The sequence below is a fragment of the Allobosea sp. 05T439 genome (assembly GCF_056396005.1).
Genome location: NZ_JBFTKP010000036.1, coordinates 14,597 through 41,594, shown reverse-complemented (window position 1 = coordinate 41,594; position 26,998 = coordinate 14,597). Strand labels below are relative to the sequence as shown.

The following is a 26,998-nucleotide window of genomic DNA, read 5'->3' as shown; positions in this document are numbered from 1 at the left end:
GGTGCACCGGCAAGGCCGAATCCGTCATAGCGGCTTGCAAGGCGCGGCTGGCTTGCCTATCGCTCGCGCGAACGGAATGGAAGCCGAGGACCATGAGCAAGCCAGKAGCGAACGGACTGACCTATGCGCAGGCGGGCGTCGACATCGATGCCGGCAACGCGATGGTCGATGCCATCAAGCCGCTGGTGCGTGCCACGCGCCGCCCCGGTGCCGATGCGGAGATCGGAGGCTTCGCCGGCCTCTTCGATCTGAAGGCTGCGGGCTTCAATGACCCGATCCTGGTCGCCGCCAATGACGGCGTCGGCACGAAGGTCAAGATCGCGATCGAAAGCGGGCGGCATTCGACGATCGGCATCKACCTCGTCGCGATGTGCGTCAACGACCTGATCGTGCAGGGCGCCGAGCCGCTGCTTTTCCTCGACTATTACGCTACCGGCAAGCTCGATCCGCAGGTCGGCGTCGAGATCGTGCGCGGCATCGCCGATGGCTGCCGGCAAGCCGGCTGCGCGCTGATCGGCGGCGAAACTGCCGAGATGCCCGGCATGTATGCCGAGAAGGATTATGACCTCGCGGGCTTCGCGGTCGGCGCCGCCGAGCGCGGGGCACTGCTGCCGCGTGCGGATCTCGTGCCCGGCGACGTGGTCTTCGGCCTGCCCTCCTCCGGCGTCCATTCCAACGGCTACTCGCTGGTCCGGCGCATTGTCGCTCTGTCGGGACAGAGCTGGGAGGCTCCCGCCCCCTTCGCACCTGAGACCAGCCTCGCCGAAGCGCTGCTCGTGCCGACACGCATCTATGTAAAGCCGCTGCTGGCCGCGCTGAAGGCGACGGCGGGCATCAAGGCGCTTGCCCACATCACCGGGGGCGGCTTCCCCGACAATATTCCGCGCGTGCTGCCCGAAGGGCTCGGCGTTGCGCTCGATCTTGCGGCCATTCCGGTTCCGCCGGTCTTCGGCTGGCTTGCCAAGGTCGGCGGTGTTGCCGAGCGCGAGATGCTTCGCACCTTCAATTGCGGCATCGGCATGATCGTCACCGCTGAAGCCGGCAAGGCCGGTGAGGTCGAGGCCGCCCTGAGGGACGCCGGCGAAGCGCCGGTGCGGCTTGGCGAAATCGTCCCGGTCGCGGCCGGCGAAGAGCCGGTGAGCTATCGCGGGACGCTCAGCCTGTGATTCAGCCGGCGCGTCGTCGCACCGCGATCCTGATCTCGGGGCGCGGTTCCAACATGGCCGCGCTGATCGAGGCGGCGCAGGCCGGCGACTATCCGGCCGAGATCGCTCTCGTGCTCTCGAACGTGCCCGAGGCCGGTGGCCTGGCCCGGGCTGCGGCTGCCGGGGTGCCCGTCGCAACCGTCGATCACCGCTCCTTCGGTCGGGATCGTGAGGCTTTCGAGCGCGCCATGGACGATGTCCTGCGCGTCAATCAGATCGAGCTCATCGCGCTCGCCGGCTTCATGCGCATCCTGACGCCCTGGTTCGTCAGGCGCTGGGAAGGACGGCTGCTCAATATCCACCCCTCGCTGCTTCCCCTGTTCAAGGGCACGCATACTCATCGCCAGGCTCTCGAAGCCGGGGTCAGGGAGCATGGCTGCAGCGTGCATTTCGTCGTGCCGGAGCTCGATGCCGGGCCGGTGATCGCACAGACCCGGGTTCCCGTGCTCGCCGGCGACGATGAGGATGCCCTGGCGCACCGCGTGCTCGGCGTCGAACACGCGCTCTATCAGCGGGCGCTGGCGGAGGTTGCCTCCGGCAGGGCCACGCTGGCGGGGGGCGAGGTCGTGCGCGGCTGATCGATCGGGCAGGATCGGGCCTGTGCCGCCTGTTCCTCTTCCTTCTCCCAGCGACGGAACAGATCGGCCCGTCTTGCCGGATAGCGCTCTTCGCGCGGGACGAGATCGGTGATGCGGTCCGTGCGAAAATGCCGGAAGGCCTGCCGCAGCTCGCACCAGGCGATGACGATCCGCACCCGCTCGTAGAATGTCATGCCGATCGGCCAGATCATCCGGTCGGTCTCCTGACCGGCCTCGTCGCGATACCGGATCGCGAGCTTGCGGCCCTGGCGGATCGCAGCCCTGATGCCGGCGGCATCGATCTGATCGACCGGCTGGTCGCAGCGATAGGCCGGCGCGAACAGGGCGCCATCGAGCAGGATCGGTCGTAGATGCGGCGGCAGGACGGCTGCGACCTTGCTGACGACGTCTTCCGCCGCGCGTGCCAGCACCGGGTCGGCACGCTCACCAAGCCAGCGCATGCMGACGAGAACCGCCTCGATCTCGTCCGGCGAGAGCATCAGCGGCGGCAGATCGAAGCCAGCGTCAAGCACATAGCCGATGCCGGCCTCGCCGCGCACCGGCACGCCCTGGCGCATCAATGCGCCGATATCGCGGTAGATCGTCCGMACCGAGACATCGAGTTCGGCGGCGAGGGTATCGGCCGTCACCGGCCTGCGACGTCGGCGCAGGCCCTGGATCAGATCGAGCAGACGTTCGGCACGTTGCATGACGAGGAATTCCCAAGCATCAKGTTGGGCAGGAGAATGCTCTAGCTCTGCTGACAAGAGTTGTCAGCAGTCTGTCAGCAGAAAACCAACGCCTTGCCTCTGCCAATGGGAGGATTTCGCATGATCACGCTACAGGTCTTCGGACCCGGGTTCGGCCTGCCGGACCCGAGCCCTTTCTGCATGAAGGCGGACATCCTCCTGCAGATGTCCGGCCTCCCGCATGAGCGCAAGATCGGCAATATGAGGCGGGCGCCCAAGGGCAAGCTGCCGCTGATCATCGACGCTGGCGAGATCGTCGCCGACAGCACCTTCATCAGACTGCATCTGGAGCGGAAATACGGCATCGACTTCGACAAGGGCCTGACGCCGGAACAGCGCGGCATCGCCTGGGCCGTCGAGAAGATGCTGGAGGATCATCTCTACTGGTTCGTGGTCAGCGAGCGCTGGGCCAATGACAGCAATTTCAACCGGGGGCCGCTTCAGTTCTTCAGAGTCGTGCCGGCGCCGTTGCGACCGCTGGTTGCCGCGATGGTCAAACGCCAGGTGCAGCGCACGCTCAAGGGCCAGGGCACCGGGCGCCACAGCCCGGTTGAACAGGCGGAACTCGCCCGGCATGCGCTGGGAGCCGCCGCCGCGATTCTGGGCGAGCGGCCCTATCTGATGGGCAGCGAGCCTTGCGGCGCGGACGCCACGCTTGGCGCCTTCCTGGCCTCGGGGCTGTGCACGCTCTTCGAGTCGCCGATACGCGGCCTGATCGAAAGCCACCCCAATCTCGTCGCCTATGCGGCGCGGATCGGGGCGCGCTATTTCGCCGACCGGAAGCTGATCAGCTCGGCCGCCTGAGCTTGCAGCGATCGATGAAATCGTAGCCCTTGGCGCGGGCGCTGTCGTTGAAATAGCCGGTTTCGCGGAAGGCCTGGATCTCGTCCTTGGTCATCGCGTTGACGGTGCCCTTGGCATAGCAGCTGCAAGGCGTGTGGACGGCTTCACGCGTCGTGCCGATCAGCTGCGACTGGGTGACCAGGCAGGCATCGAAGGCCCGAAGCTGGATCATGTAGGGCGTCAGGTTCTTGGCGGTCGGATCGGGCGGCGGCAAGGCGCTCGTGCCGCTCGCGGCCTGGGCCGAAACCGCAGCCATCATCAGGAACCCACCGGCCAGAACGACCGCACCTATCCGCCGCATCTTCATGATTCCGCAGTTCCTTCGAGACATGCCCATGCCGGGGCAAGCATCATCCATGCCTCGCCCGCGCGCGGCGGAATGGTCACAGCCCTCCGTAAAGGTCAAGTGGCCGATCAGTCACGCCTTCTTGATCCACACTTTGTTGTCGTGGAAGGCGGCCCCGCCGAAGGGAGCGACCGCATCGGCGCCGGTGATGGTGTTGATGCCGCGCCCATGCTTGTGCGCCGCATTCGGCCAGATCGATTCGGCAATGACKACGCCGCGCACCACGCCGGAGAAGAACTTCGCCGTCAGATGCACGCTGCCGCGCCGGTTGCCGATAACGACTTCGCCGCCATCGGAAATGCCGAGCCCTTCCGCGTCCTGCGGATGCATCATCAAGCTCGGTCCGCCCTCCTTCTTCTGCGAGCTTGGTGTCTCGGTGAAGGTCGAGTTGAGGAAGCTGCGGGCGGGGCTGGTCGCGAGGCGGAAGGGATGCGTCTCGTCCGTGTTCTCGATTACGCCCCAATGATCGGGAAGACCCGGCATCTGGCTGTAGGGGCCGACCGGGCCGTCATTGGCGTTGGGCACCTTCGGCCAGTCCGGCTTGAAGCGGAACTTGCCGTCGCGATAGCCGAAACCGTCGACGTAATGCGCGCGATCGAACCCCGGCTGGATGTCGTGGAAATCAGCCGCGATCAGCTCGTCCAGCGTGCCGCGGCCGGTCTCGCGCAGCGTCCAGTCGACGATCTCGCGCGGCGTCATCGCGAACCCGCGATGTTCGGCGCCCAGGCGCTCGGCAAGCGCACAGATCACCTCGTGGTTCGAGCGGCACTCGCCAGGCGGCTCGACGAGCTTGCCGCCCCACATGATGTGCTGATGCCCGCCGCCCTGGTAGAGGTCGTCATGCTCCATGAACTGCGTCGCCGGCAGCACGATGTCGGCCATGGCTGCGGTCTCGGTCATGAACTGCTCGTGCACGACCGTGAACAGGTCGTCGCGGGCAAAGCCCTGCTTGACCAGTTCCTGCTCGGGCGCAACCGAGACGGGATTGGTGTTCTGGATGAAGAGCGCCTTCACGGGCCCGCCCTGGCGCAAGGCCTCGGCGTCGCCAGTCAAAACCCTGCCGATCTGCGACTGGTCGAGCTGGCGGATGCGGGGATCCCGGACATCCAGCCCTTCGATCAGGCTCTTGCGCCACTGGTAGATGCCGCTGTTCGAATGAAAGGCGCCGCCGCCTTCGTACTGCCAGGCGCCTGTCACCGTCGGGACGCAGAGCGCCGCATGCATGTTCACCGCACCGTTGCGCTGGCGTGCGAAGCCATAGCCGAGGCGAAAGAAGCTGCGTTTGCGGGTGCCGACCAGGGTCGCGAATTCCTCGATCGCGGCGACGTCGAGTCCGGTGATCGCAGCCGCCCATTCCGGCGTGCGGCTGGCGAGATGCTCCTCGAGTTCGGCGGGCGCATCAGTGTAGCGCGCGAGATAGTCGCGGTCGGCATGGCCGTCGCGGAAGAGGACATGCATGACGGCGCAGGCGAGCGCGCCATCGGTACCCGGGCGCAGCACCAACGCGAGATCGGCCTGGGCCAGCGTCGGGTTGTGGTAGATGTCGATGGCGACGATCTTGGCGCCGCGCTCCTTCCGCGCCTTGATCGCGTGATGCATGACATTGACCTGGGTGTGCACGGCGTTCGTGCCCCAGATCACTACGCAGTCCGATTTCGCCATCTCGCGCGGATCGGGACCGGCGAGCCGGCCCGTGCCGGCGATGAACCCGGTCCAGGCCATCGTGGTGCAGATCGTCGAATACTGGCCGGAGTAGCGCTTGACGTTGCGCAGCCGGTTGATGCCGTCACGCATCACCAGCCCCATCGTGCCGGCATAGTAATAGGGCCAGACGGCGTCGGCGCCGTGCTCGGCCTCGATCGCGAGGAAGCGGCGTGCGGTTTCGTCCAGCGCCTCATCCCAGGAGATACGCTCGAACTGCCCGGAGCCCTTCGGTCCGGTGCGGCGCAAGGGGTGCAGCAGCCGGTCCGGATGATGGATGCGCTCGGAATACCGCGCCACCTTCGCGCAGATCACGCCGTCGGTGTAGCTCTGGCGCTTGCTGCCGCGCACCCGCCCGATGCTGCGCCCGTCGATCACCTCGACTTCCAGCGAACAGGCCGATGGGCAGTCATGCGGGCAGACTGACGGCAGATGCGTGATGCGGGGCAGTTCGGTCATGGATGATCCTTCAGCCCGCTACTGGTGACGCGCCGGGCTTTTGCGGTCAATGCCGGCGGCGTCAACCCGGGATTAACGATAACGCTTCAGATTGTCGGAACTTCCGCTTGCCAAGGCGCCGTTGCGCCGGAGTTCGATAATGCGTTGCGTTGCGTTTCTGACCGGCCTTGCGGCCAGTCTCTGCCTGTCGCCTGCCGGCTMAGCTCAAGCCCAGTCCAGCGATTACACCACCCTCACCTCCCCCGAATCCGTCCAGAACTGGCACCTGACCCTGGGAGGCGGCCTGCGCTACACGCCGGACTATTCCGGTTCGAACGACTATGTCTTCCGGCCGCGGGCGATCGTGAACCTGGCGCGTGGCACCAAGAGCACCTGGTGGTCATCGGAAGACGATGCGATCAGCATCGGATTCTTCTCCGGCAAGGCCTGGCGCGTCGGCTTCTCCGGCAACCTGCTCTGGGAGCGCAAGGCGAGCACCAACCCTGCGCTGATCGGCATGCCGGACGTCAAGTTCGGCGCCGAGCTCGGCGGTTTTGTCGAATTCTACCCGACCTCCTGGCTGCGCGGCCGCGTCGACCTGCGCCGCGGCGTGATCACGCATGACGCGCTTGTCGCCGAATTCAAGATCGACGCCTTCCAGAAGATCGGGGCCTGGACGATCGGCGCCGGCCCGCGCATGAGCGTCGTCGGGGCCGACTATGTCCGGACCTATTTCGGCGGCAATTACGCGGGCAGAGGCGGCCTGCTGCAGCGTTACAATGCTGGGATCAACTCGATCGGCGCGATCGCGCAGGTGACCTATAACTGGTCCGAGAAGCTGCAGACGACTGCCTATCTCGAATACAAGCACCTCGTCGGCGATGCGACCAGATCGCCGATCGTCAAGCCGTTCGGCTCACGGGATTCGCTGACTGTCGGCGTCTCCGCCAGCTACGCCTTCGATCTCGGCTTCAAATAGTTCCCCGAACGAAAACGGCGGAGCCACTGGCTCCGCCGTTCGAAGACGATCAGCAGTCGCGCCGCGTCAGCCGACGATCTCGTTGCCGGCGAAGAACTGCGCGATCTCGATGGCGGCGGTCTCCGGCGCATCCGAACCGTGAGCGGTGTTCTCACCAACCGACTCGGCGAAGAGCTTGCGGATCGTGCCCTCGGCGGCATTCGCCGGGTTGGTGGCGCCCATCACGTCGCGATAGGTGGCGATGGCGTTCTCGCCTTCCAGGACCTGAACGACGACCGGGCCGGACGTCATGAACTCGACCAGCTCGCCGAAGAAGGGCCGTTCCTTGTGGACGGCATAGAAGGTCTCGGCCTGGCCCTTGGTCATCTGAATGCGCTTCTGCGCGACGATGCGCAGGCCAGCCTTCTCGATCACCGCGTTGACCGCGCCGGTCAGGTTGCGCCGCGTCGCGTCGGGCTTGAGAATGGAAAAGGTACGCTGGACAGCCATCGTTGGTTCCTTAGGGACAATCTGGAGAATGCGGCGGCTTATAGCTGCCGCCTCCCCGCCCTACAAGGCTGCCCGGCCGGCTTCGTTTGCCTGTCCTGCTCCGTGTCGGTCCGGCGGGAGCCGTCCATCAAGCCCGACGCGTCTCCAGCTTGAAGCGAAAGCCGGCTCGGATATAGTTCATATCTGAACCATGCAGCCATAGCTGGTCGAAACGGGAGGATCGCATGCGCTTTCACAAGACCTCGGCCAGGGCCGCTCTGCTCGGATTCGCGACGCTGGCACTCGCCGGCACCGGCTCCGCCCTGGCACAGGATGTCAGCGGCACCTGGCTGCGCGATAGCGGGGCCTCGCGGGTGCGCTTTGCCAAATGCGGCGAGGCGATGTGCGGCACACTGGCCTGGCTGAAGGACACGAACGGCCCCGCCAAGGTCGGCCAGCGCATCTTCTACGACATGAAGCCGACCGGCGCCGGCAAATGGAGCGGCAGCGCCTTCAATCCGGAGGATGGCAAGACCTATTCCGGCACGATGTCCTTGTCCGGAGATGCGCTGACCACCTCGGGCTGCGTGCTCGGCGGTATCATCTGCCGCTCGGTGAAATGGACTCGGGCGAACTGACGCGACGAGCTTAGGGCGCTGTCCGGTCAGCGCCGTCAGCAACCGGCATCTGGGCCGCCAGCCCGGCGCGCGCCGAGCGTGGCGGGAGGGTGACGGTCAACCCAAGGTCGACCATCGCCAATGGATCAGCTCAGCGGGCCCGCTGCCCGAACAGAACGGCCTTCTCTTCCGGCGTGCTGATGCCGGCCGGATTGCGCAGTTCAGCGCCGATCGCGAGGCCGCGCTGCACGGCCGGGCGGGCCTGCATCGTTTCCAGCCAGCGCCCGACATTCGGGAACTGCCTGATGTCCTGCCCTTGCTTCTCCCAGCCTCTGGCCCAGCCGATGCAGGCCATGTCGGCAATCGAGTAAGCGCCGCAGATATAGTCGCGGCCCTCGAGACGGCGATTGAGCACGCCATAGAGCCGGTTGGCCTCGTTGGTGTAGCGATCGATGGCGTAAGGCAGCTTCTCGGGCGCGTAGATGCGGAAATGATGGGTCTGGCCGAGCATCGGCCCAAAGCCGCCCATCTGCCAGAACAGCCATTCATCGACCGCGACGCGGCCACGCTCATCGGCAGGGTAGTATTGTCCGGTCTTGCGGCCGAGATATTGCAGGATCGCACCGGACTCGAAGACCGAGATCGGCTCTCCGCCGGGCCCATCATGATCGACGATCGCCGGCATGCGATTATTCGGCGAGATCTCCAGGAAGTCGGGCTTGAACTGATCGCCCTTGCCGATATTCACGGGGATGAGGTTGTAAGGGAGCCCGCACTCCTCGAGCATGATGGTGATTTTCCAGCCGTTGGGCGTCGGCCAGTAGTAGAGATCGATCGGCTTTGACGAACGTGCGAGCATCACAGCTTTCCTGTCGCGATTGAGCCGGGATCTGATGTAGGCCGCCCGGCAGGCCGTCGGTAGGGTTGCCGACCTGCTTGGCAAGCAGGTTGGTCATGTCCGGGCATGGTAAGCCGCCCGCGATCGGCCTGGACGGCTCTGCGGCCTTCAGACCGGCTTCTTGAAGCCTTCGTGGCTCTGGTCGAAGCCAAGATTGCGATAGAAGCGATGGGCGTCGGTGCGAGCCTTGTGCGAGGTCAGCTCGACCAGCCCCGCTCCCTTCTCCTTTGCGAAGGCGAGCCCGTGGGTCATCATCACTGCGCCGATCCCCATTCCCCGCGTTTCCGGCGCAACGTGGACACTCTCGAACTTCGCACGCTTGCGCCCTCGTGCGGCGAAACCCGGAATGAGCGTGACCTGGAAGGTGCCGACGACCTCTCCGGCGCGCTCGGCGACGAAAAGTGTGGTGTCGGGACTCGCCAGAACCTCGTCGAAGGCCCGCTCATAGTCCGGGTGCGCGGCTTCAGCTGCGGCGTCCTGTTCCGTCACTTCCTGTGTCGCGGAGCCAAGCACGATCAGGCTGGCGACACGCTGGACATCGTCGCGCCGGGCCTGGCGAATGGAAATCTCGGACGGATCGATCTTGCTCTTGCTCATGGCCAGGCCTCCGGACCGCTGGACAGCCCCGCGGTTGGCGCGGTGTTAGCAAAGCCCTTTCTGAAACGGAACTCGGCATGCCGGCCCATGCGGCACGCTGACGGGCTCCGCCGGCTGCCGTCACTCGGCAAACAGGCGCTTTGCCATCAGCAAGGTGTTGGGCGTGTCATCGCGGCCGTCGAAGCGGGCCGAGCGCTGCAGGAAGAAGCCCATCCGCTCGTAGAATGCGATCGCGGGCTCGTTCTGCAGCTCGACTTCCAGGCGCGCAACCGGCGCCAGGGGGAAATGGGCGAGCGTGACGTGCAGCAGGGTGCGGCCGATCCCGACGCCCTGATAGGTCGGCAGGACATAGAGCCGCGTCAGCAGCGCCGCCCGGTCGCGCTCGCGGCGGGCGGACGAGGTCGCAACGATCTGGTCATCGACCAGAGCAACGAGAAAGGCTTCGCCGTCGCGACCGAGCTGGGCGCTCAGATTCTCCAGCGAATGCCAGGCATTGGTGATCTCGGCGACACGCTGCCAGCCATAAATGCCGTCATAGGTCGCATGCCAGGTCTCGACCAACAGCGAGCGGACGGCCGGGAGATCGGCCGCAACCGCGTCGCGGATGATGAGCCTGTCTGGCGTCACTCGATACCCAGCTTCTTCTTCAGGATCTCGTTCAGCGCCTGCGGATTGGCCTTTCCGCCCGACGCCTTCATGGCCTGGCCGACGAACCAGCCAAGCATGGTCGGCTTCAGCTTGACCTGCTCGACCTTGTCGGGATTGCCGGCGATGATCTCGTCGACCGCCTTCTCGATCGCTCCAGTGTCGGTCACCTGCTTCATGCCGCGCGTCTCTACGATCTCGCGCGKATCGCCCCCTTCGGACCAGAGTATCTCGAACAGATCCTTGGCGATCTTGCCCGAAATGACGCTMTCGCCAAGCAGATCGACGAGGCCGCCGAGCTGGGCGGCAGAGACCGGCGAGGCGGTCACATCCTTGCCTTCCTTGTTCAGGCGGCCGAACAACTCGTTGATCACCCAGTTGGCGGCGGCCTTGCCGTCGCGGCCCTTGGCGACAGCCTCGAAGTAATCCGCCTGCTCGCGCTCGGCGACGAGCACGGAGGCATCATAGGGCGTCAGGCCGTATTCGGCGATGAAGCGCGCCTTCTTGGCGTCGGGCAGTTCCGGCAGCGCTGCCTTCAGATGTTCGACGAAGGCATCGTCGAATTCGAGCGGCAGCAGGTCCGGGTCCGGGAAATAGCGATAATCATGCGCCTCCTCCTTGGAACGCATCGAACGGGTCTCGCCCTTGCCGGGATCATAGAGCCGCGTTTCCTGGTCGATCTTGCCGCCATCCTCGAGGATGCCGACCTGGCGGCGCGCCTCGACATCGACCGCCTGGCCGATGAAGCGGATCGAGTTGACGTTCTTGATCTCGCAGCGCGTGCCGAGGGGCTCGCCGGGGCGGCGCACCGAGACGTTGACGTCAGCGCGCAGGTTGCCCTTCTCCATGTCACCATCGCAGGTGCCGAGATAGCGCAGGATGGTGCGCAGCTTGGTGACAAAGGCCTTGGCCTCGTCGGCCGAGCGCAGGTCGGGGCGCGAGACGATCTCCATCAGCGCGACGCCGGAGCGGTTGAGATCGACGAAGCTCATCGTCGGATGCTGATCATGGATCGACTTGCCGGCATCCTGCTCCAGATGGAGGCGCTCGATGCCGACGCTGATCTGCTCGGTCGGCGAGAGATCGACGACGATCTCACCTTCGCCGACGATCGGGCTCTTGTACTGGCTGATCTGGTAGCCCTGCGGCAGGTCGGGATAAAAATAGTTCTTGCGATCGAACACGGACCGGTTGTTGATGCGCGCGTTCAACCCTAGGCCGGTACGAACTGCCTGACGCACGCATTCGGCATTGATCACCGGCAGCATGCCGGGCATGGCCGCGTCGACTAGGCTGACATGCTCGTTCGGCTCGCCCCCGAAGGCGGTGGAGGCGCCTGAGAAAAGTTTCGCGTTGGAGGTGACCTGGGCATGGATTTCCATGCCGATGATGATTTCCCAATCGCCGGTTGCACCCTTGATCAGCTTCTTCGGGTCGGCAGGGCGGGCATGCGCGTTCATATCGGTCTTCCAACTCTGGTCAGGTCGCGTCTTCGGTAGAACCTTGGCGCCCGGGCGGCAAGCGTCTGTTGCCATCCTGTCACCCCCTGGCCGGAATGTTGCTAATCTGTCGTCATTCGACGGTGCTGTCGAGTGACGGAACTTGACAATCGTCAGCACGCAACCTTTCTTGCGCGCGGCCCGGAAACCGAGAGTGGTTGCGCCGGCCCCGCTATCCGGAGTTTTTCCATGCGAATCCGCCGCTCAACGGGTCGGACTCTTGCCACCTTCGCGGTGCTGCTCGCGACGTCCGCCGCCACGGCCCTCGCCCAGGGCGCCCCACCGGCTCCGCCGGTCCAGACTGCAGCGCCGCTCGCCAAGCGCGTGACCAACTGGGACGAGTACACAGGCCGCTTCGAAGCGCGCGAGCAGGTCGAGATCAGGGCCCGCGTCTCCGGGTTCCTCGACAGCATCCATTTCCGCGACGGCGATCGGGTGAACAAGGGCGATCTGCTCTTCACAATCGACCAGCGCCCGTATCAGCTTGCCGTCGATGCGGCACGCGCTGAAGTCGCGCGCGCCAAGGCCCAGGTCGAGCTCGCCCAGAACGAGGTCGAGCGCGCCGAGGCTCTGACGCAGAACCGGACGATCACGGTTCGCGACATTGACCAGCGCCGCGCCAACTTGAACGGTGCCGTCGCGTCCCAGCAGGCGGCCGAGGCCAATCTCAAGACCGCCGAGCTCAATCTGGAATGGACGCAGGTTCGCGCCCCCCTGTCCGGCCGGATCTCGAACAAGCGCGTCGATGCGGGCAACCTCGTCGCGGGCGGCCAGTCGGGTGCGACGCTGCTGACGACGATCGTCGCTACCGATCCGATCAATTTCGTGTTCGATACGTCGGAAGCCGACTACCTCCGCTATTCCAGGCTCGCCGGCGAACAGCGCGGGCTGACGAACCGTGAAAGCGCTCCGACCGCACAGGTCAGGCTCGCCGACGAGACGAGCTGGAAGCGCCAGGGCAAGATCGACTTCGTCGACAACGCCTTCAATGCCCGCTCAGGTACGATTCGCAGCCGCGCCGTATTCGAGAACAAGGATCAGTTCCTGACGCCCGGCACCTTTGGGCGCGTGCGCATCTATGCTGGCCAGGTCGACGCATTGCTCGTTCCCGACGCCGTCATCGTCTCGGACCAGGCCAGCAAGATCGTGCTGACGGTCGGCGCCGACAACAAGGTCGTGCCCAAGCCGGTGGTGCTCGGTCAGATCGCGGACGGGTTGCGCGTGATCACCAAGGGCCTGGAGAAGGACGACAAGGTCATCATCAACGGGCTCGCCAGCCCGATGGTGCGGCCGGGCGCGACCGTCACACCGCAGGCCGGCGAGATCAAGGTCGCCGCAACCAACTGACGGCTTACGCCGCCATCACCGGAAGCGGACGGCATCGGCCGCCCGCCCTGCCCTCCCGGCCAGGACCCCAGCATGTTCCGCTTTGCGCATTTCTTCATCGACCGGCCGATCTTCGCGACCGTTCTCTCGATCCTGCTGACGATCGCCGGCGCCATCGCGCAGCGCAGCCTGCCGATCGCGGAATATCCCGAGATCGCGCCGCCGACCGTCACGATCACCGCGACCTATCCGGGCGCATCGGCCGAGGTCGTCGCCTCGACCGTCGCAGCGCCGATCGAGCAGGAGGTCAACGGCGTCGACGATATGCTCTATATCTCGTCGCAATCGACCGGTGACGGGCGTGTTACGATCAGCGTCGTCTTCAAGGCCGGCACGGATGTCGACCAGGCGCAGGTGCTGGTGCAGAACCGGGTCTCGGCGGCCGAACCGCGCCTGCCGCAGGACGTCCGTACGCTCGGCCTGCAGGTCCGCAAGGCCTCGCCCGACTTCCTGATGGTCATCCACATGCTGTCGCCCGACGGCTCGCGCGACCAGCAATACGTCTCGAATTACACGACGCTGAACGTGAAGGACGTGCTGACCCGCGTCGAAGGCGTCGGCGACGTGCAGGTCTTCGGCGCGCGCGACTACTCGATGCGTGTCTGGCTCGATCCCGCCAAGGTCGCGGCGCGCAATCTGACGGCCGGGGATGTCATCGCCGCGATCCGCGCCGCCAACATCCAGGTCGCCGCCGGAGCAATCAACCAGCCGCCGGCGAAGTCGGATGGCGCCTTCCAGCTTTCGGTMAATACGCAGGGACGCCTCACCAGCATCGACGAGTTCTACAACATCGTCGTCCGCTCGGACGCGGATGGCGGCACGATCCGCGTCCGCGACGTGGCCCGCGTCGAGCTCGGCGCGCAGGACTATCTGTCGAACTCCTATCTCGACAACAAGGAAGCCGTCGCGATCGGCGTGTTCCAGCGTCCGGGCTCGAATGCGTTGTCGGCATCCGAAGCGCTCATCAAGACAATGGACGGGTTGTCGAAGAACTTCCCGGCCGGGGTCGAGTACAAGATCGTCTACAACCCGACGGAGTTCATCGCTGAATCCGTCTCCGCCGTGGTGACGACGCTGCTCGAGGCGATCGTGCTCGTCGTCTTCGTCGTGATCCTGTTCCTGCAGACCTGGCGTGCGGCGATCATCCCGATCATCGCGATCCCGGTTTCGCTGGTCGGCACCTTCCTGGTGATGAGCGCGGTCGGTATCTCCTTCAACACGATCTCGCTGCTGGCGCTGGTGCTGGCCATCGGTATCGTCGTCGACGACGCGATCGTCGTGGTCGAGAATGTCGAGCGCTATCTGGCGCAAGGCATGAGCGCCAAGGACGCAGCGCACAAGACCATGGACGAGGTCGGCGGCGCCCTGCTCGCGATTGCGCTCGTGCTGTGCGCCGTGTTCATCCCGACCGCCTTCATCACTGGTCTGCAGGGCACGTTCTACCAGCAGTTCGCAGTCACGATCGCAGCCTCAACGGCGATCTCGTGCTTCGTTTCGCTGACCTTGTCACCGGCGCTGTCGGCTATCCTGCTGAAGCCGCACAGCCATGAGGAGCCGAAGGGTTTCTTCGCGGCAATCGGTGCGCCGCTGCGTTGGTTCTTCAAATATTTCAACATGGCCTTCGACTGGCTCTCGCGCGCATACGGCGCGGCGACCTCGCGCCTGATCCGCGTCGGCGTCCTGATGCTGCTGGTCTATGCCGCCCTGATCGCGGTCGCCGGCCAGCGCCTGGCGGCGATTCCGACGGGCCTCGTCCCGCAGCTCGACCGCGGCTACTTCATCGCCGTCGTGCAGCTGCCTCCGGGCTCGTCGCTGCCGCGGACCGACGAGGTCATCCGCAAGGCGACCGACATGCTGCTGTCGCGGCCTGGCGTCGCCCATATCGTCGCCTTCGCCGGCCTTGATGGCGCAACCTTCACCCTGGCGCCCAATGCCGGCGTCGCCTTCGTCACCCTCACCGACTTCAGGGAAAGGGCCAAGGCGGGCCTCACGACCCAGGGCATCCTCAACGATCTGCGCAGCCAGCTGGGCCAGATCGGCGAGGCCTTCGCCCTGGTGATCGAGCCTCCTGCCGTTCCCGGAATCGGCAACGGCGGTGGTCTCAAGGGCTATGTCCAGGATCGCGGCGGGCGCGGCCTGCCGGCGCTTGAGGGCGCGACCTGGGCAGTGGCTGGAACCGCGGGCCAGGCTCCGGGAATCCAGCAGCCGTTCACGCTGTTCTCGACCAGGACGCCACAGATCTACGCCGATATCGACCGGACCAAGGCTGAAATGCTCGGTGTGCCCGTGACCCGGGTGTTCGAGACCCTGTCGGTCTATATGGGGTCGGCCTATGTCAACGATTTCAATATCCTGGGCCGCACCTTCCGGGTGACGGCGCAGGCCGACAATCCCTACCGGCTCGACATCCGCGACGTCGCGGCGTTGAAGACGCGCAATGTCGACGGCGAGATGGTGCCGATCGGCTCGGTCGCGACCTTCTCCGACACGACCGGCGCCTATCGCGTGCCGCGCTACAACCTCTATCCGGCGGCCGAGGTCCAGCTTTCGATGGCGCGCGGTTATTCGACCGGCCAGGGCATCGCGGAGGTGGAGAAGATCGCGCAGCAGGTTCTGCCGGCCGGGTTCGGTTTCGAATGGACCGAGATCGCATTGCAGGAGAAGCTTGCCGGCAACACTGCGATCATCGCCTTCGGCCTCGCCGTCGTCTTCGTCTTCCTGCTGCTGGCGGCACTGTACGAGAGCTGGACCTTGCCGCTCGCCGTCATCCTGATCGTGCCGATGTGTATTCTCGCGGCGATGGTCGGCGTCGGTTACAAGGACTTCGATCGCAACGTGCTCGTCGATATCGGTCTCGTCGTGCTCGTCGGCCTTGCTGCGAAGAACGCGATCCTGATCGTCGAATTCGCCAAGCAGGCCGAGGACGAGGGTATGAGCCGGCGCGAGGCTGCGATCGCAGCGGCCAGGACCCGGTTGCGACCGATCCTGATGACGTCGCTCGCCTTCATCCTTGGCGTGCTGCCCCTGACGATCTCCGTCGGTGCCGGTGCCGAAATGCGCCAGGTTCTCGGCGTCGCGGTGTTCTCCGGCATGATCGGCGTGACGCTGTTCGGCCTGCTGTTCACCCCGGTCTTCTATGTGGTGGTGCGCTGGCTCGCTTCTGTGCTGAGCCGGAAGAAGAAGGGCGAGCCGACCGCCGGCAAGGATGCCCATCCGGCAGCCCACTGAAGCCTGCTGAACAACGAAACCCCGCCTTGCCGATCCGGCAAGGCGGGGTTTCTCTTTTAGGCGAACTTTCGAGCCAGGAGCCGGCACGCGAAGGCGACGCCAGCCGCCACCGCAGCCGCGATCAGGTTCGCGAGGGGCTGCGCACCGGCATCGCCCCTCACCTGCTGCACGATGATCAGGAGAAGCAGGAGCGCGGCGACGAAGGCCAGCGCCCCTTGCAGGAAAGTGAGACAGGCCCAGGCGATGGCGCGGCTGAAGATCATGCCGCCAGCCTAGACCCAAAGCATGGTCCAGCGGAAATCTGTCCGCGCCATGCCGGACAAACCGCAAGGTGATGCAGAGCCGGAAACGATCCGGAAACTTCGAAGATCCAGGTGACGAATCCCGGGCTCCTGCCTGGAGGCTCCCGGGATTGGCGCCGCGCTCAGGCGCTTACGCCCACCACTTCTCGCCAACCGTGAAGCGGCCAGCCGCGTCCTCGATGACCTGGCCGAGCGAGAACAGCGTCTCCTCGTCGAAGGGGCGGCCGATCAGCTGCAGGCCAAGCGGCAGGCCCTGCGCATCCTGTCCGGCGGGCACCGCGATGCCCGGCAGGCCGGCCATGTTCACCGTGACCGTGAAGACGTCGTTGAGATACATCTCGACCGGATCAGACGAGCCCTTCTCGCCGATGCCGAAGGCCGCCGAGGGCGTCGCCGGCGTCAGCACGGCGTCGATTCCGTCGGCATAGGCCAACTCGAAATCGCGCTTGATCAGCGTGCGGACCTTCTGGGCCTTGAGATAATAGGCGTCGTAATAGCCGGCCGAGAGCACATAGGTGCCGATCATGATGCGGCGCTTGACCTCGGCGCCAAAGCCTTCGGCGCGGGTCTTCTCGTACATCTCGACGATGTCGCGGCCCGGCACGCGCAGGCCGTAGCGCACGCCGTCATAGCGGGCGAGGTTGGAGGAGGCTTCCGCCGGCGCGACGATGTAATAGGCGGGCAGAGCGTATTTCGTGTGGGGCAGCGAGATGTTGACGATCTCGGCACCGGCTGCCTTCAGCCAGGCGATGCCCTGCTGCCAGAGAGCCTCGATCTCGGGCGACATGCCGTCGAGCCGGTATTCCTTGGGAATGCCGATCTTCATGCCCTTCACCGAGCGGCCGACCGCGGCCTCGTAGTCCGGCACGGCGAGGTTCGCGGAGGTCGTGTCCTTGGCATCGTACCCGGCCATCGAGCGCAGCATCACGGCGCTGTCGCGCACCGTCTTGCCGATCGGACCGGCCTGGTCGAGCGAGGAAGCGAAAGCGACCGTGCCCCAGCGTGAGCAGCGGCCATAGGTCGGCTTGATGCCGACTGTCCCGGTGAAGGCCGCCGGCTGGCGGATCGAGCCGCCGGTATCCGTCGCGGTGGCGGCCAGGCAGAGGTCGGCGGCGACGGCGGCGGCCGAGCCGCCCGACGAGCCGCCCGGAACCAGATGGTTGCCCTCGATTGCGCCGGAGCCACCTGCTCCGACATTCGAGCCGCTGCGGCGCCAGGGATTGACGACATTGCCGAAGGCGCTGGTCTCGTTCGACGAGCCCATGGCGAACTCGTCATTGTTGAGCTTGCCGAGCATCACCGCGCCGTCGCGCCAGAGCTGGCTCGTCACGGTCGATTCATAGGCTGGCACGAACTCGCCAAGGATCTTCGAGCAGGCGGTGGTGCGCACGCCCTCGGTGGCGAAGAGGTCCTTGATGCCGAGCGGCAGGCCTTCGAGCGGGCCGCCCTCGCCCTTCGCCAGCCTGGCATCGGAGGCCGCGGCCTGCTTCAGCGCGTGGTCCGGCGTCTCCAGCACGAAGGCGTTGAGCGCGCGGGCCTTCTCGATGGCGGCGATATGCGCCTTGGCGAGGTCAGTCGCGGAAAAGGTCTTTGCCTTGAGGCCGTCGCGGGCCTCGGTCAGCGTCAGGCGGGTCAGGTCGGTCACGTCAGTGGTTTCCGGCAAATTGAACTGGGAGGAGCCCGCGGAGCGCGCGCCTGGCGCTTCCGGGGAGATAGAACGGGCGGATCAGCGCCTATTCGACCACCTTCGGCACCATGAAGAAATTGTCCTCGGAGACCGGCGCATTGGCGACGATCCGATCGGCGATCTCGCCATCCGTGACGACATCCTGGCGTTGCGTCATCGCCATCGGCGTGACCGATGTCATCGGCTCGACGCCGCTGACATCGACCTCGTCCAACTGCTCGACGAAGCCGAGAATGGCGTTGAGCTCGCCTTGCAGCTTGGGCAGATCGGCCTCGGGCACGGCAATGCGCGCCAGATGCGCGACGCGCTTCACGGTGGCGAGATCGACCGACATGGCAGGCTCCTGAAACTGTGGCTGAACAAGCCGAAACTGATTTGCCCGCGCTATAGCGCGTCGGCGGCAAAAGGATAAGTCAATACTGACGGGTCGTCGGAATCCCGGCCAGAACGCCGGGATCCATCGTCATGGACCGAAGCTGGATGGAGACGGGAATAGCGCGCTTCGTTGCCGATCCCGGATGACGCGGCCTTGCGTCAGATCTCGACCGCCTCGCCCTTCCCGGGCACGAGGGCCCGAACATCGCTGCCCTTCAACGCCGCGACGAACTCGTCGGCATTCTGGGCGATGATCGGGAAGGAGCCGTAATGGCAGGGGATCGCGACCTTCGGCTTGACGAAGCGGGTCATGGCCAGCGCCGCGGTCTTCGCGCCCATGGTGAAGCGGTCGCCGATCGGACAGATGCAGATGTCGACGGCATTCAGTTCGCTGATCAGCGCCATGCCCGGGAAGATGTCGGTGTCGCCCATATGCCAGAGCGTCTTCTCGCCCGGGGCCTTGATGACCACGCCATTGGCGCTGCCGAGCGGGAAAGCGACACCGGCCTCGACCAGGCCGGCCGAGTGATCTGCCCTGACCAGGGTGGTCTGGAAGGAGCCGAGATCGACCGTGCCGCCGGTATTCATCGGCTCGAACTTCTTCAGGCTCTTCGAGGCAAGGTACATGCACAGGTCGAAATTGGTGACGACGGTCGCGTGATTGGCCTCGGCGATGGCAAGCGTGTCGCCGATATGGTCGCCATGGCCATGGGTGATCACGATATGGCTGACGCCCTTCGATGCCTCGGCGGCATTACCCTCGAAGGCCGGATTGCCGGTGAAGAACGGATCGATCAACAGCGAAGCGCCGGGGAGATCGAGGCGGAAGGCCGAATGGCCGAACCAGGTGAGCTTCATGGCGGAACCCCTTAGGCTGACGGGCAAGACAGCCTATCTAGGCCGGCAACGCGCGCCGTCCAAGTCGACTTTGCATCGGGCGACGTGCACGCTGCCACGCCTGGACCAAATGGAACCCTCGCCATGACCGACGCCGCAACCCTTTCCCGCCGCATTGCCCAGGGCCGTGGCGACGAGCCGGCCGATCTCGTCATTCGCGGCGCCAGGCTGTTCGATCTCGTCACCGGCGCCCTGGTCGAGACCGATATCGCGCTCTGCGGTGGAACGATCGTCGGCACCTATGGCCGTTATGAGGGCATCGCGAGCTTTGATGCCCGGGGGCTGATCGCGGTGCCCGGCTTCATCGACACGCATCTTCATGTCGAATCGTCGCTGGTGACGCCGTTCGAGTTCGAGCGCTGCGTGCTGCCGCACGGGGTCACGACCGCGATCTGCGACCCGCACGAGATCGCCAATGTCCTTGGCGTCGAGGGTATCAGCTATTTCCTGCGCTGCGCCGAGGCGATGCGCATGGATTTGCGCGTGCAGCTCTCGAGCTGTGTGCCGGCGACGCATCTGGAAACAGCAGGGGCCCGACTGGAGGCGGGCGACCTGACGCCGCTGATGGACCATCCCAAGGTGATCGGGCTCGCCGAGTTCATGAACTTCCCGGGCGTGCTTCACCGCGATCCCGGCTGCCTCGCCAAGCTCGAAGCCTTCTCTCACCGGCATATCGATGGCCACGCCCCGCTGGTCCGTGGAATGGACCTGAACGGCTACCTCTCGGCCGGCATCCGCACCGATCATGAAACGACCACGGCCGAGGAGGCGCGCGAAAAACTCGCCAAGGGCATGGCGATCCTGATCCGCGAGGGCTCGGTGTCAAAGGACCTGCATGCCCTGATCCCGCTGATCACCCGCGACGCCTCCCCCTTCCTCGCGTTCTGCACAGATGATCGCAACCCGCTCGACATCGCCGAGGAAGGCCATCTCGACCACATGATCCGCACTGCGATCGCCGCCGGGGCGGATGTGCTTGCGACCTATCGCGTCGCGACGCTCTCGGCTGCACGGAATTTCGGCCTGTTCGATCGCGGCTTCATCGGCCCCGGCAAGCGCGCCGACATCGTGCTCGTGGATGATCTCGCGACCTGCCAGGTGAAGTCTGTCTTTGCGGGAGGCCGGCTCGTCGAGGGTGCCCTCTTCGCGGATCGCAAGCCCATTCCGCCGGTCGGCCTCGGCAGTGTCCGGTGCCGCAGACTGGAGCCGGGAGATTTCAAGGTCGCGGCCCGGTCCGGCGACACCCCCGTCATCGGCGTCGTGCCGGGCCGCATCATCACCGAGCGGCTGGCGATGTCCCTGCCCGCCCGGGATGGAGAGGCCCTGCCCGACCTCACGCAGGACGCGGTCAAGGTCACGGTGATTGAACGGCATGGCAAGACGAACGGCATCGCGACCGGCTTCGTCCACGGCTTTGGCATGAAACACGGCGCCATCGCCTCTTCCGTCGGCCATGACAGCCATAATCTCTGCGTCGTCGGCGTCGACGAAGCCTCGATGGCGGCTGCCGCCAACCGGCTGATTGAGATCGGCGGCGGGTTCGCCGTCGCGGATGGTGGCGTGGTCAAGGCGGAGCTGGCGCTGCCGGTTGCCGGCTTGATGAGCGACCGGCCTTTCGAGGTCGTGCGGCACGGCCTGGAGGGCTTGCGAACGGAAGCGAAAGCGCTCGGCGTCGTGCTGGCCGAGCCATTCCTGCAGGTCGCCTTCCTGACCTTGCCGGTGATCCCGCACCTGAAGATCACCGACAAGGGGCTGGTCGATGTCGATCGGTTCGACTTCGTCTGAGATCTAGCTTCACGGCATCGGCCCGCAGAGTGGATTGCGGACTTCAGGCCGATGCCGACACAGAAAGTCGGATCATCGGACCGGATGCGAGCCGGTTCGTTGATATAGACTCTTGTCTTTGCATCGGCTTTCCCGAAAACCGCAATCCACTCTGCGGGCCGATGCTTTAGGCGGAGAGGATTTCCTCAGGGATCAGAATCCCTTCAGCGCGGGCCTTCGCACGCAGATTCAAGCGCCTCGTCCCCGGCAGGCGCGTGCCTGGCTGGTCCTCTATCGCGTGGGCCAGCAGCTTCATGCGTTCGGCGAACCAATTGCCGCCCATGCTGGCGGGATCGATCGCGAGGATGAGCTGGCCGGTATCGGGTGGACCGCCCTTGTCGTCGATGAAGGAGGACGCTTGGAAGGCGAAATGCGTGCCGACCAGTGCCGCGGCGAGGATCTCCACCATCATCGCCAAGGTCGCGCCCTTGGCGTCGCCGAGCGGCACCATGGTGCCGGCAATCGCGGCGGCCGGGTCGGTTGTCGGCTTGCCATCCGCATCGAGCGCCCAGCCTTCGGGGATGGGCTCGCCCTTCTGTCTGGCGGCGACGATCGGCCCGCGCGCGACCTTGCTCAGCGCCATGTCGATGACGACCGGCTCGCGCCCGGCGAGCGGTGCGGCAAAGGCAATGGGATTGGTGCCGAAGACCGGCTTCGAGCCGCCCCAGGGCGCCATCGCGCCCGGCGTATTGGCGAAGAGCAAGGCGACGAGCCCCTGCTCGGCCAGGCGCTCGACATGCAGTCCCGCAGCGCCGCAATGGTTCGAGCGCCTGATCGGTGCCGCGACGACGCCCTGGGCGCGTGCGAGTTCGGGCAGCTCGCTGACCGCAAGATCGATCGCGGGATAGGCAAAGCCATGGGCGGCGTCGATGGCGAGCACGCCGGGCTTCGGTCGCCGGGCGATCGGCACGGCCTGGCCATCGATCTTTCCCGATTTCAGCATGGCCAGATAGGTCGGCACACGCGAAAGGCCGTGGCCCTTCAAGCCGTCGGCCTCGGCCATCACCAAGGCCCAGGCAACGGAGGCGGCATTGGCCGCTGAAGTCCCCGCAGCGGCGAACAGCGCCGCAATTCTGGCTTCGGCCTCCTCCAGAGAAAGGCGGGTCATGTCCGCCCCTCCAGCGCGGCGATGACGCGCTCCGCGACGAGGCCGGAAACGCGCCCGTTCGATTCGACGGTATTGCCGGCGATATGCGGCGTCAGGATCAGGTTCGGCGTGCCGGCGAAGAGCTTGGCGCCGCCGCGCAGCGGCTCCTCCTCGAAGACGTCGAGCGCCGCACCGGCGAGCCTGCCGCTCTTCAGGGCCTCGACCAGCGCGGCCTCGTCCATGACTCCGCCACGCGAGGCGTTGATCAGGATCGCGTCCGGCTTCATGCGCGCGAAGGACGCGCTTCCGATTAGCCCCTTGGTCTCCGAGGTCAGCGGCAGATGCAGGCTGATTACATCCGAGGTCGCAAGCAGGGCATCGAGCTCCAGCCGCTCGACATTGCTCCAGACCGGATCACCGGCTGGAACATAGGGGTCGTAGGCGGCGATGCTCATCCCGAGCAAGCGGGCATGCGCCGCAGCGTCACGCGCGATGGCGCCAAAGCCGACGAGCCCCATGCGCTTGCCGGCGATCTCGCGGCCGATCAGCTTTGTCTTTGGAAATTCGCCAGCCAGCATGGCTGCATTGGCGAAATAGGCGCCGCGCAACAGGGTCATCGCCGTGCCGATGACATATTCGACGACCGAGAGGCTGTTCGCCCCGGTCGCCGGGAAAACCTTGATGCCGCGGCCGGCGCAGGCTTCCATGTCGATATTGTCGAGGCCGACGCCAAGCCGGCCGATGACCGTCAAATTCTTCGCGCCTGCCAGCAACGCCCCTCTCACCTGCGTCTGGTTGCGGACGATGAGGGCCGGGATGTCGGCGACCAGCCGGGCGAGTTCGTCCGGCTTGCCGAAGAGTTCAGGGTCGTGATGAACCGCGTAGCGGGCGCTGAGGCTTGCGACCGCCGCCTCATCCATGAATTCGGTGATGACGATATCGGTCATGGCTCTCCCGCCTTGCGTGGCTGCTCAACCCAATGCTGTCAGGCCGCCGAGGACGAGCCCGAGAATGACGAGGCTGGTCCCGGTGACGACGACAAGATGCCGCCAGCCCAGCCGCACCATCGAGCCGATCGAGGTGCCGAGCCCGAGCGCGGCGATCGCGATCAGAAGCCCCCAGCGCGAGGCCTCCAGCAAGGCCGCGCGCACCGGCTCATAGAATCCGGCCAGCGTGGGCTGCGTCGCAAACGCGCTGTTGACCAGGCAAAGCGCCAGGAAGACGAAGGCGAAAACCGGGACCGGCACCTTGGCATCACTGGGATGGCCGCCTTCGCGCGCCATCCACCAGCCGACGAGCAGCACCGCGGGCAGCAGCAGGAAGACGCGGAACAGCTTGACGATGACGGCAGCATTGGCCGCATCGTCGGAAACAGACTGGCCGGCGCCGACGACCTGCGCGACGTCGTGAATCGAGGCCCCCAGCATGACGCCGGTTTGGGTCGGGCTCAGGCCGAGCCAGACGCAGATCAGCGGGTAGGCCAGCATCGCGATCGTCGCGAGCGCATTCATGGCGATGACCGTGAAGGCGACATCGGCGGCCTTGCCGCGATAATCCGGAAGCACGCTCGCCGTCGCCAGCGCCGCAGAGGCGCCGCAAACCGCGGTCGCAACCCCGGCAAGCGCGCCAAAACCGTGTTCGCGCCCGAGCAGGCGGGCCAGCCAGAAGCCGGAGATGACTGTCACGATCATCGAGAACACGACCAGCAAAGCGGTCGACAGGCCGAGCGCGATGATGTCGCCGAGCGCGATGCGCAGGCCGAGCAGCGCTATAGCCCAGCGCAGCATCTTCTTGACGCAGAAGACCATGCCAGCCTGGAACCGAACGGTATTCGCCAGCGGATGCAAGGCCATGCCGATCAGCAGGGCGATGACAACTGCAGGGATGCCGATCTTGCCGCCGAGCCAGGTCTTCAGGACCGGCTCAGCCAGGACCGACGCAATGGCAACAGCGGTCGAGAGCACGATCCCGTCGAGAAGGGGGCGCCAGGCGCTCAGCGGAGAGGATGAGGCGACGGACAAGAACTCTGCTCCGGCTTGCTCTGCCGGTCTTCGGCAGGTGGAGGGCGGGCGGCATAGCGCCCGCCCGCCGGTTTAGTGTCCGGTCAGGCCGAGCGATAGAGCTTGGTCATCGAAAACTCGCGATGCCCCAGTGCTTCGGCCGCGGTCATACGCCCATTGGCGGTGCGCACGATATTCTGGATGAGCGCATCGCCGGCCTGCGAAATCGTCAGGTCGCGGCGCAGGATGCCGGAGACGTCGACATCGATATGCTCCGGCATGGTGCGCATCGTCTTGGGATTGCCGGTGATCTTGATGACCGGGACGATCGGATTGCCGATGACGTTGCCCTGCCCCGTCGGGAATGTGTGCACGACATAGCCGCCGGCCGCCATCAGGGTCACGCATTCCGCCGCGGCCGAGGAGGTGTCCATGTAGTAGAGGCCGGGGCCCTTGGCCGGCGCTTCCGCCGGCTCGAGGATGTCGATGAACTTGCACTCCCGGCCGATCTTCTCGAGATTGCCGAGCGCCTTTTCCTCGATCGTGGTCAGGCCGCCGGCGATGTTGCCCTTGGTCGGCTGGCTGTCGGAGAGGTCGTCGGTCTTGTGGGCCTCGATCACGTCGTCCTGGTAGGCCTTCCACATCTTGTACCAGCGCTCGCCGACCTCCGGTGTCGCGGCGCGGGCCTTGCAGAGATGCTCCGCACCGGTGATCTCGGAGGTCTCGCCGAAGACGCCATAGACGCCGCGCGGAATCCATTTGTCGTACATGTTGCCGACGGTCGGGCAGGAGGAGAGCCCGGTCGTGGTGTCGGATTCACCGCATTTGGTCGAGACCCAGAGCTCCTCGATGCCGCATTTCTCGCGCTGCAGCTCGGTCGCCCACTGCACGAACTCCTTGGCGACATAGGACGCCTTGGCGATCGTGGCGATGTCGCCATGGCCCTCGATGCCGAAGCCGACGACCGGCTTGCCGGTCTTGGCGATGCCGTCAACGACCCGCTTGGTCCAGCCATCCTCGATGCCGATGACGATGACGGCGGCTACATTGGGGTTGGATCCCGTGCCGATCAGGGTGCGGAAATGGACCTCGAGATCCTCGCCGAACTGCAGGCGGCCATAGGCATGCGGAATCGCGAGCGTGCCCTTGATATTATTGGCGACCGCCTCGCAGGCGGCATTGGAGAGGTCGTCGAGCGGCAGCAGCAGGACGTGGTTGCGCACGCCGACGCGGCCATTCTCCCGGCGCCAGCCATGGAACGAATCGAGACTGCGGCCGGTCGGGCGCTTCACCATCGGCGCCTTGAACTCGGGCGCTTCGATCTTGCGGCCCTTGATGCGTCCGAGCTTGCCCTTCACGAGATCGAAATTGGCGACGATCGACATGGCGTTTCCTTCGTTTTCTTGACGGGCTCGACCCTGGCGGGAGCCCCGGAACAGGTCAGGCGGCGAACGTGCCGATCACCAGCGCTTGGTCTTGGCGTTGTGCACGTGGAGATGCTCGCCCTTGCCGATATCGGCGACGGCCTTGCCGATGTCCTGGCCGTATTTCCAGATCGTGTCGCCCTTCTTGATGTCCTTGAGCGCGACCTTGTGGCCGATCGGGATGTCCATCTTCGCGGCCAGGCGAAAATCCGAATTGTCGTGGGTGACGACGCAGAGCATGTCCGTCCCGGCCTTCAGGCCCTCGACGACGACGACACCGACGGTGTCCTTCTGCTCATGCACCAGGAGATGGGGCTTGCTCATGTAACGCCTCCTTCAAGCTTGCGAAGGTTCGCTCTGGCCCGTGCGAAAATCGGGCTCGACCTGCGCTCGGTGAAGTCTTATATAAGACATATGAGTGTGCACAAGCTCGAAAATGCAGAGCGGCGCGGCGCGGTCGACACGGCTGAGCCGCTGGGCTTTCGGCCGCTCTATCGCCAGGTGAAGGCGATCCTCGTTCGCCGGCTCGTCGATGGCGTCTGGGCGCCGGGCGAAGGTCTGCCGAGCGAAGGGCAACTCGCTGCCGAGATCGGCGTCAGCCAGGGCACGGTGCGCAAGGCGCTGGACGAACTGGCTTCCGAAAATCTCGTCGTTCGCCGACAGGGGCGCGGCACCTTCGTGGCCGAGCACGACGAGCGCCGCATCCTGTTCCAGTTCTTCAAGCTGGTGCCCGACCATGGCGAGCGGCGCTTTCCCGACAGCGCCGTGCTGAGCATCGCGACCGGACTGGCTGACGCAGCCGAGCAAGCTGCGCTGGATCTCGACGACAAGGCGCCGGTCATTCGCATCCGCCGGATGCGCTCGCTCGATGCGGCGCCGCTGATCGTCGAGACGCTGACCCTGCCGCAACATCTGTTCCCGGGGCTGGAGCATGGACCGGTGCCCAACAATCTCTACAGCCTGTTCGCGGCGCGCTACGGCGTGACGATCGCGCATGCGCGGGAGAAGCTGAAGGCCGTCGCCCTGTCCCCGGTGGATGCAGCTGCGCTCGGTGTCGAAGCCGGCCGGCCCGCCTTGCAGATCGACCGCGTGGCTCTGGCGCTTGACGGCATGCCCGTCGAACGACGCCTCAGCCTCTGTCTGACCGAGGAGGCTCATTACCTTTCCGACCTGCGCTGAGGCGCGGGCGGCATACCCGTTCCATACCAAGCCGCCGGAGAGCGGT

Annotated in this window: 26 protein-coding genes; 9 read left to right on the top strand and 17 right to left on the bottom strand. The window is 65.6% G+C overall.

Translation table 11 applies throughout. The annotated features are described in order from the left end of the window. The first annotated feature begins 92 nt into the window (after positions 1-92). Together purM and purN are read left to right on the top strand one after the other, a co-directional pair. Positions 93-1,166: a phosphoribosylformylglycinamidine cyclo-ligase gene (gene purM / locus AC1DIO_RS28115; RefSeq protein WP_476854407.1), complete on the top strand. Its 1,074-nt coding sequence runs from the start codon at positions 93-95 to the stop codon at positions 1,164-1,166. 53 nt (positions 1,167-1,219) lie between these two features. Next, positions 1,220-1,783 carry a phosphoribosylglycinamide formyltransferase gene (gene purN / locus AC1DIO_RS28110; RefSeq protein WP_441507672.1) on the top strand — a complete coding sequence of 188 codons (564 nt, stop codon included), beginning with the start codon at positions 1,220-1,222 and terminating at the stop codon, positions 1,781-1,783. Here the strand turns inward: purN and AC1DIO_RS28105 are convergent. Continuing rightward, the gene (locus tag AC1DIO_RS28105) at positions 1,714-2,493 is read right to left on the bottom strand and encodes a helix-turn-helix transcriptional regulator (protein WP_476854406.1); all 780 of its coding nucleotides are present in this window, start codon (positions 2,491-2,493) and stop codon (positions 1,714-1,716) included. The two genes, purN and AC1DIO_RS28105, sit on opposite strands and share 70 nt — an antisense overlap. A gap of 120 nt (positions 2,494-2,613) precedes the next feature. Between AC1DIO_RS28105 and AC1DIO_RS28100 the strand changes: the two genes are divergently transcribed. Next, complete coding sequence (locus AC1DIO_RS28100) at positions 2,614-3,336, top strand: glutathione S-transferase family protein (protein WP_441507641.1); 723 nt, start codon at positions 2,614-2,616, stop codon at positions 3,334-3,336. Here the strand turns inward: AC1DIO_RS28100 and AC1DIO_RS28095 are convergent. Both AC1DIO_RS28095 and AC1DIO_RS28090 read right to left on the bottom strand, forming a co-directional pair. Then, entirely contained in the window at positions 3,320-3,682 is a 363-nt protein-coding gene (locus tag AC1DIO_RS28095; RefSeq protein WP_441507640.1) for a hypothetical protein, read from the bottom strand. The two genes, AC1DIO_RS28100 and AC1DIO_RS28095, sit on opposite strands and share 17 nt — an antisense overlap. 111 nt (positions 3,683-3,793) lie before the next feature. Beyond that, positions 3,794-5,881, bottom strand: coding sequence for a molybdopterin-containing oxidoreductase family protein (locus AC1DIO_RS28090; RefSeq protein ID WP_476776611.1), 2,088 nt, complete (start codon positions 5,879-5,881; stop codon positions 3,794-3,796). A gap of 139 nt (positions 5,882-6,020) precedes the next feature. Here AC1DIO_RS28090 and AC1DIO_RS28085 point away from each other — a divergent pair, with 139 nt between their 5' ends. Then, on the top strand, positions 6,021-6,839 hold the full coding sequence (locus AC1DIO_RS28085; protein ID WP_476854405.1) for a MipA/OmpV family protein: 819 nt from the start codon (positions 6,021-6,023) through the stop codon (positions 6,837-6,839). 66 nt (positions 6,840-6,905) lie between these two features. On the opposite strand, the gene ndk is transcribed toward AC1DIO_RS28085, so the two are convergent. Continuing rightward, entirely contained in the window at positions 6,906-7,328 is a 423-nt protein-coding gene (gene ndk, locus AC1DIO_RS28080; RefSeq protein WP_441491726.1) for a nucleoside-diphosphate kinase, read from the bottom strand. Between the two features lie 224 nt (positions 7,329-7,552). On the opposite strand from ndk, the gene AC1DIO_RS28075 reads away from it, so the two are divergent. Next, a complete protein-coding gene (locus tag AC1DIO_RS28075; protein ID WP_441507637.1) occupies positions 7,553-7,945 on the top strand; it encodes a DUF2147 domain-containing protein in 393 nt (130 codons plus the stop codon). Between the two features lie 130 nt (positions 7,946-8,075). On the opposite strand, the gene AC1DIO_RS28070 is transcribed toward AC1DIO_RS28075, so the two are convergent. The 4 genes from AC1DIO_RS28070 to gatB form a co-directional block, all read right to left on the bottom strand. After that, entirely contained in the window at positions 8,076-8,783 is a 708-nt protein-coding gene (locus tag AC1DIO_RS28070; protein ID WP_441507636.1) for a glutathione S-transferase N-terminal domain-containing protein, read from the bottom strand. Positions 8,784-8,930: 147 nt separating this feature from the next. Next, on the bottom strand, positions 8,931-9,419 hold the full coding sequence (locus AC1DIO_RS28065) for a GNAT family N-acetyltransferase (RefSeq protein ID WP_441491729.1): 489 nt from the start codon (positions 9,417-9,419) through the stop codon (positions 8,931-8,933). A gap of 120 nt (positions 9,420-9,539) precedes the next feature. Next, complete coding sequence (locus tag AC1DIO_RS28060) at positions 9,540-10,046, bottom strand: GNAT family N-acetyltransferase (RefSeq protein ID WP_441491730.1); 507 nt, start codon at positions 10,044-10,046, stop codon at positions 9,540-9,542. Continuing rightward, positions 10,043-11,524: an Asp-tRNA(Asn)/Glu-tRNA(Gln) amidotransferase subunit GatB gene (gene gatB, locus AC1DIO_RS28055; protein WP_476854404.1), complete on the bottom strand. Its 1,482-nt coding sequence runs from the start codon at positions 11,522-11,524 to the stop codon at positions 10,043-10,045. Before gatB ends, AC1DIO_RS28060 begins: the two co-directional genes overlap by 4 nt. Positions 11,525-11,752: 228 nt before the next feature. Between gatB and AC1DIO_RS28050 the strand changes: the two genes are divergently transcribed. After that, positions 11,753-12,910 (top strand): efflux RND transporter periplasmic adaptor subunit, encoded by a 1,158-nt coding sequence (locus AC1DIO_RS28050; RefSeq protein WP_441507635.1) that lies wholly within the window; start codon positions 11,753-11,755, stop codon positions 12,908-12,910. Between the two features lie 72 nt (positions 12,911-12,982). Then, positions 12,983-16,177 (top strand): efflux RND transporter permease subunit, encoded by a 3,195-nt coding sequence (locus AC1DIO_RS28045; protein ID WP_441507634.1) that lies wholly within the window; start codon positions 12,983-12,985, stop codon positions 16,175-16,177. 56 nt (positions 16,178-16,233) lie between these two features. Here the strand turns inward: AC1DIO_RS28045 and AC1DIO_RS28040 are convergent, their stop codons facing one another. The 4 genes from AC1DIO_RS28040 to AC1DIO_RS28025 form a co-directional block, all read right to left on the bottom strand. Continuing rightward, positions 16,234-16,440, bottom strand: a complete 207-nt coding sequence (locus AC1DIO_RS28040) for a hypothetical protein (RefSeq protein ID WP_441507633.1) — start codon at positions 16,438-16,440, stop codon at positions 16,234-16,236. A 169-nt stretch (positions 16,441-16,609) separates the two neighbouring features. Continuing rightward, positions 16,610-18,124 (bottom strand): Asp-tRNA(Asn)/Glu-tRNA(Gln) amidotransferase subunit GatA, encoded by a 1,515-nt coding sequence (gatA, locus tag AC1DIO_RS28035; RefSeq protein WP_441507632.1) that lies wholly within the window; start codon positions 18,122-18,124, stop codon positions 16,610-16,612. 88 nt (positions 18,125-18,212) lie between these two features. Further along, positions 18,213-18,500 carry an Asp-tRNA(Asn)/Glu-tRNA(Gln) amidotransferase subunit GatC gene (gatC, locus tag AC1DIO_RS28030; protein WP_113512524.1) on the bottom strand — a complete coding sequence of 96 codons (288 nt, stop codon included), beginning with the start codon at positions 18,498-18,500 and terminating at the stop codon, positions 18,213-18,215. Between the two features lie 200 nt (positions 18,501-18,700). Next, entirely contained in the window at positions 18,701-19,399 is a 699-nt protein-coding gene (locus tag AC1DIO_RS28025; RefSeq protein WP_441507631.1) for a metal-dependent hydrolase, read from the bottom strand. A 123-nt stretch (positions 19,400-19,522) separates the two neighbouring features. Here AC1DIO_RS28025 and ade point away from each other — a divergent pair, with 123 nt between their 5' ends. Next, positions 19,523-21,223 carry an adenine deaminase gene (gene ade, locus AC1DIO_RS28020; protein ID WP_476776612.1) on the top strand — a complete coding sequence of 567 codons (1,701 nt, stop codon included), beginning with the start codon at positions 19,523-19,525 and terminating at the stop codon, positions 21,221-21,223. A 166-nt stretch (positions 21,224-21,389) separates the two neighbouring features. Here ade and AC1DIO_RS28015 read toward each other — a convergent pair whose 3' ends face one another. From AC1DIO_RS28015 to AC1DIO_RS27995, 5 genes are all read right to left on the bottom strand, one after another. Then, positions 21,390-22,370 (bottom strand): Ldh family oxidoreductase, encoded by a 981-nt coding sequence (locus tag AC1DIO_RS28015; RefSeq protein WP_441507629.1) that lies wholly within the window; start codon positions 22,368-22,370, stop codon positions 21,390-21,392. Beyond that, positions 22,367-23,296: a hydroxyacid dehydrogenase gene (locus tag AC1DIO_RS28010; RefSeq protein ID WP_441491579.1), complete on the bottom strand. Its 930-nt coding sequence runs from the start codon at positions 23,294-23,296 to the stop codon at positions 22,367-22,369. Before AC1DIO_RS28010 ends, AC1DIO_RS28015 begins: the two co-directional genes overlap by 4 nt. A 24-nt stretch (positions 23,297-23,320) precedes the next feature. Further along, complete coding sequence (locus tag AC1DIO_RS28005) at positions 23,321-24,370, bottom strand: YeiH family protein (RefSeq protein WP_441491578.1); 1,050 nt, start codon at positions 24,368-24,370, stop codon at positions 23,321-23,323. Positions 24,371-24,453: 83 nt separating this feature from the next. Then, complete coding sequence (locus tag AC1DIO_RS28000; protein ID WP_441507671.1) at positions 24,454-25,644, bottom strand: UxaA family hydrolase; 1,191 nt, start codon at positions 25,642-25,644, stop codon at positions 24,454-24,456. 165 nt (positions 25,645-25,809) lie between these two features. Beyond that, positions 25,810-26,097 (bottom strand): UxaA family hydrolase, encoded by a 288-nt coding sequence (locus AC1DIO_RS27995; protein WP_043234293.1) that lies wholly within the window; start codon positions 26,095-26,097, stop codon positions 25,810-25,812. Between AC1DIO_RS27995 and AC1DIO_RS27990 the strand changes: the two genes are divergently transcribed. Further along, positions 26,071-26,952 (top strand): GntR family transcriptional regulator, encoded by an 882-nt coding sequence (locus AC1DIO_RS27990; protein ID WP_441507627.1) that lies wholly within the window; start codon positions 26,071-26,073, stop codon positions 26,950-26,952. The two genes, AC1DIO_RS27995 and AC1DIO_RS27990, sit on opposite strands and share 27 nt — an antisense overlap. Positions 26,953-26,998: the final 46 nt, after the last annotated feature.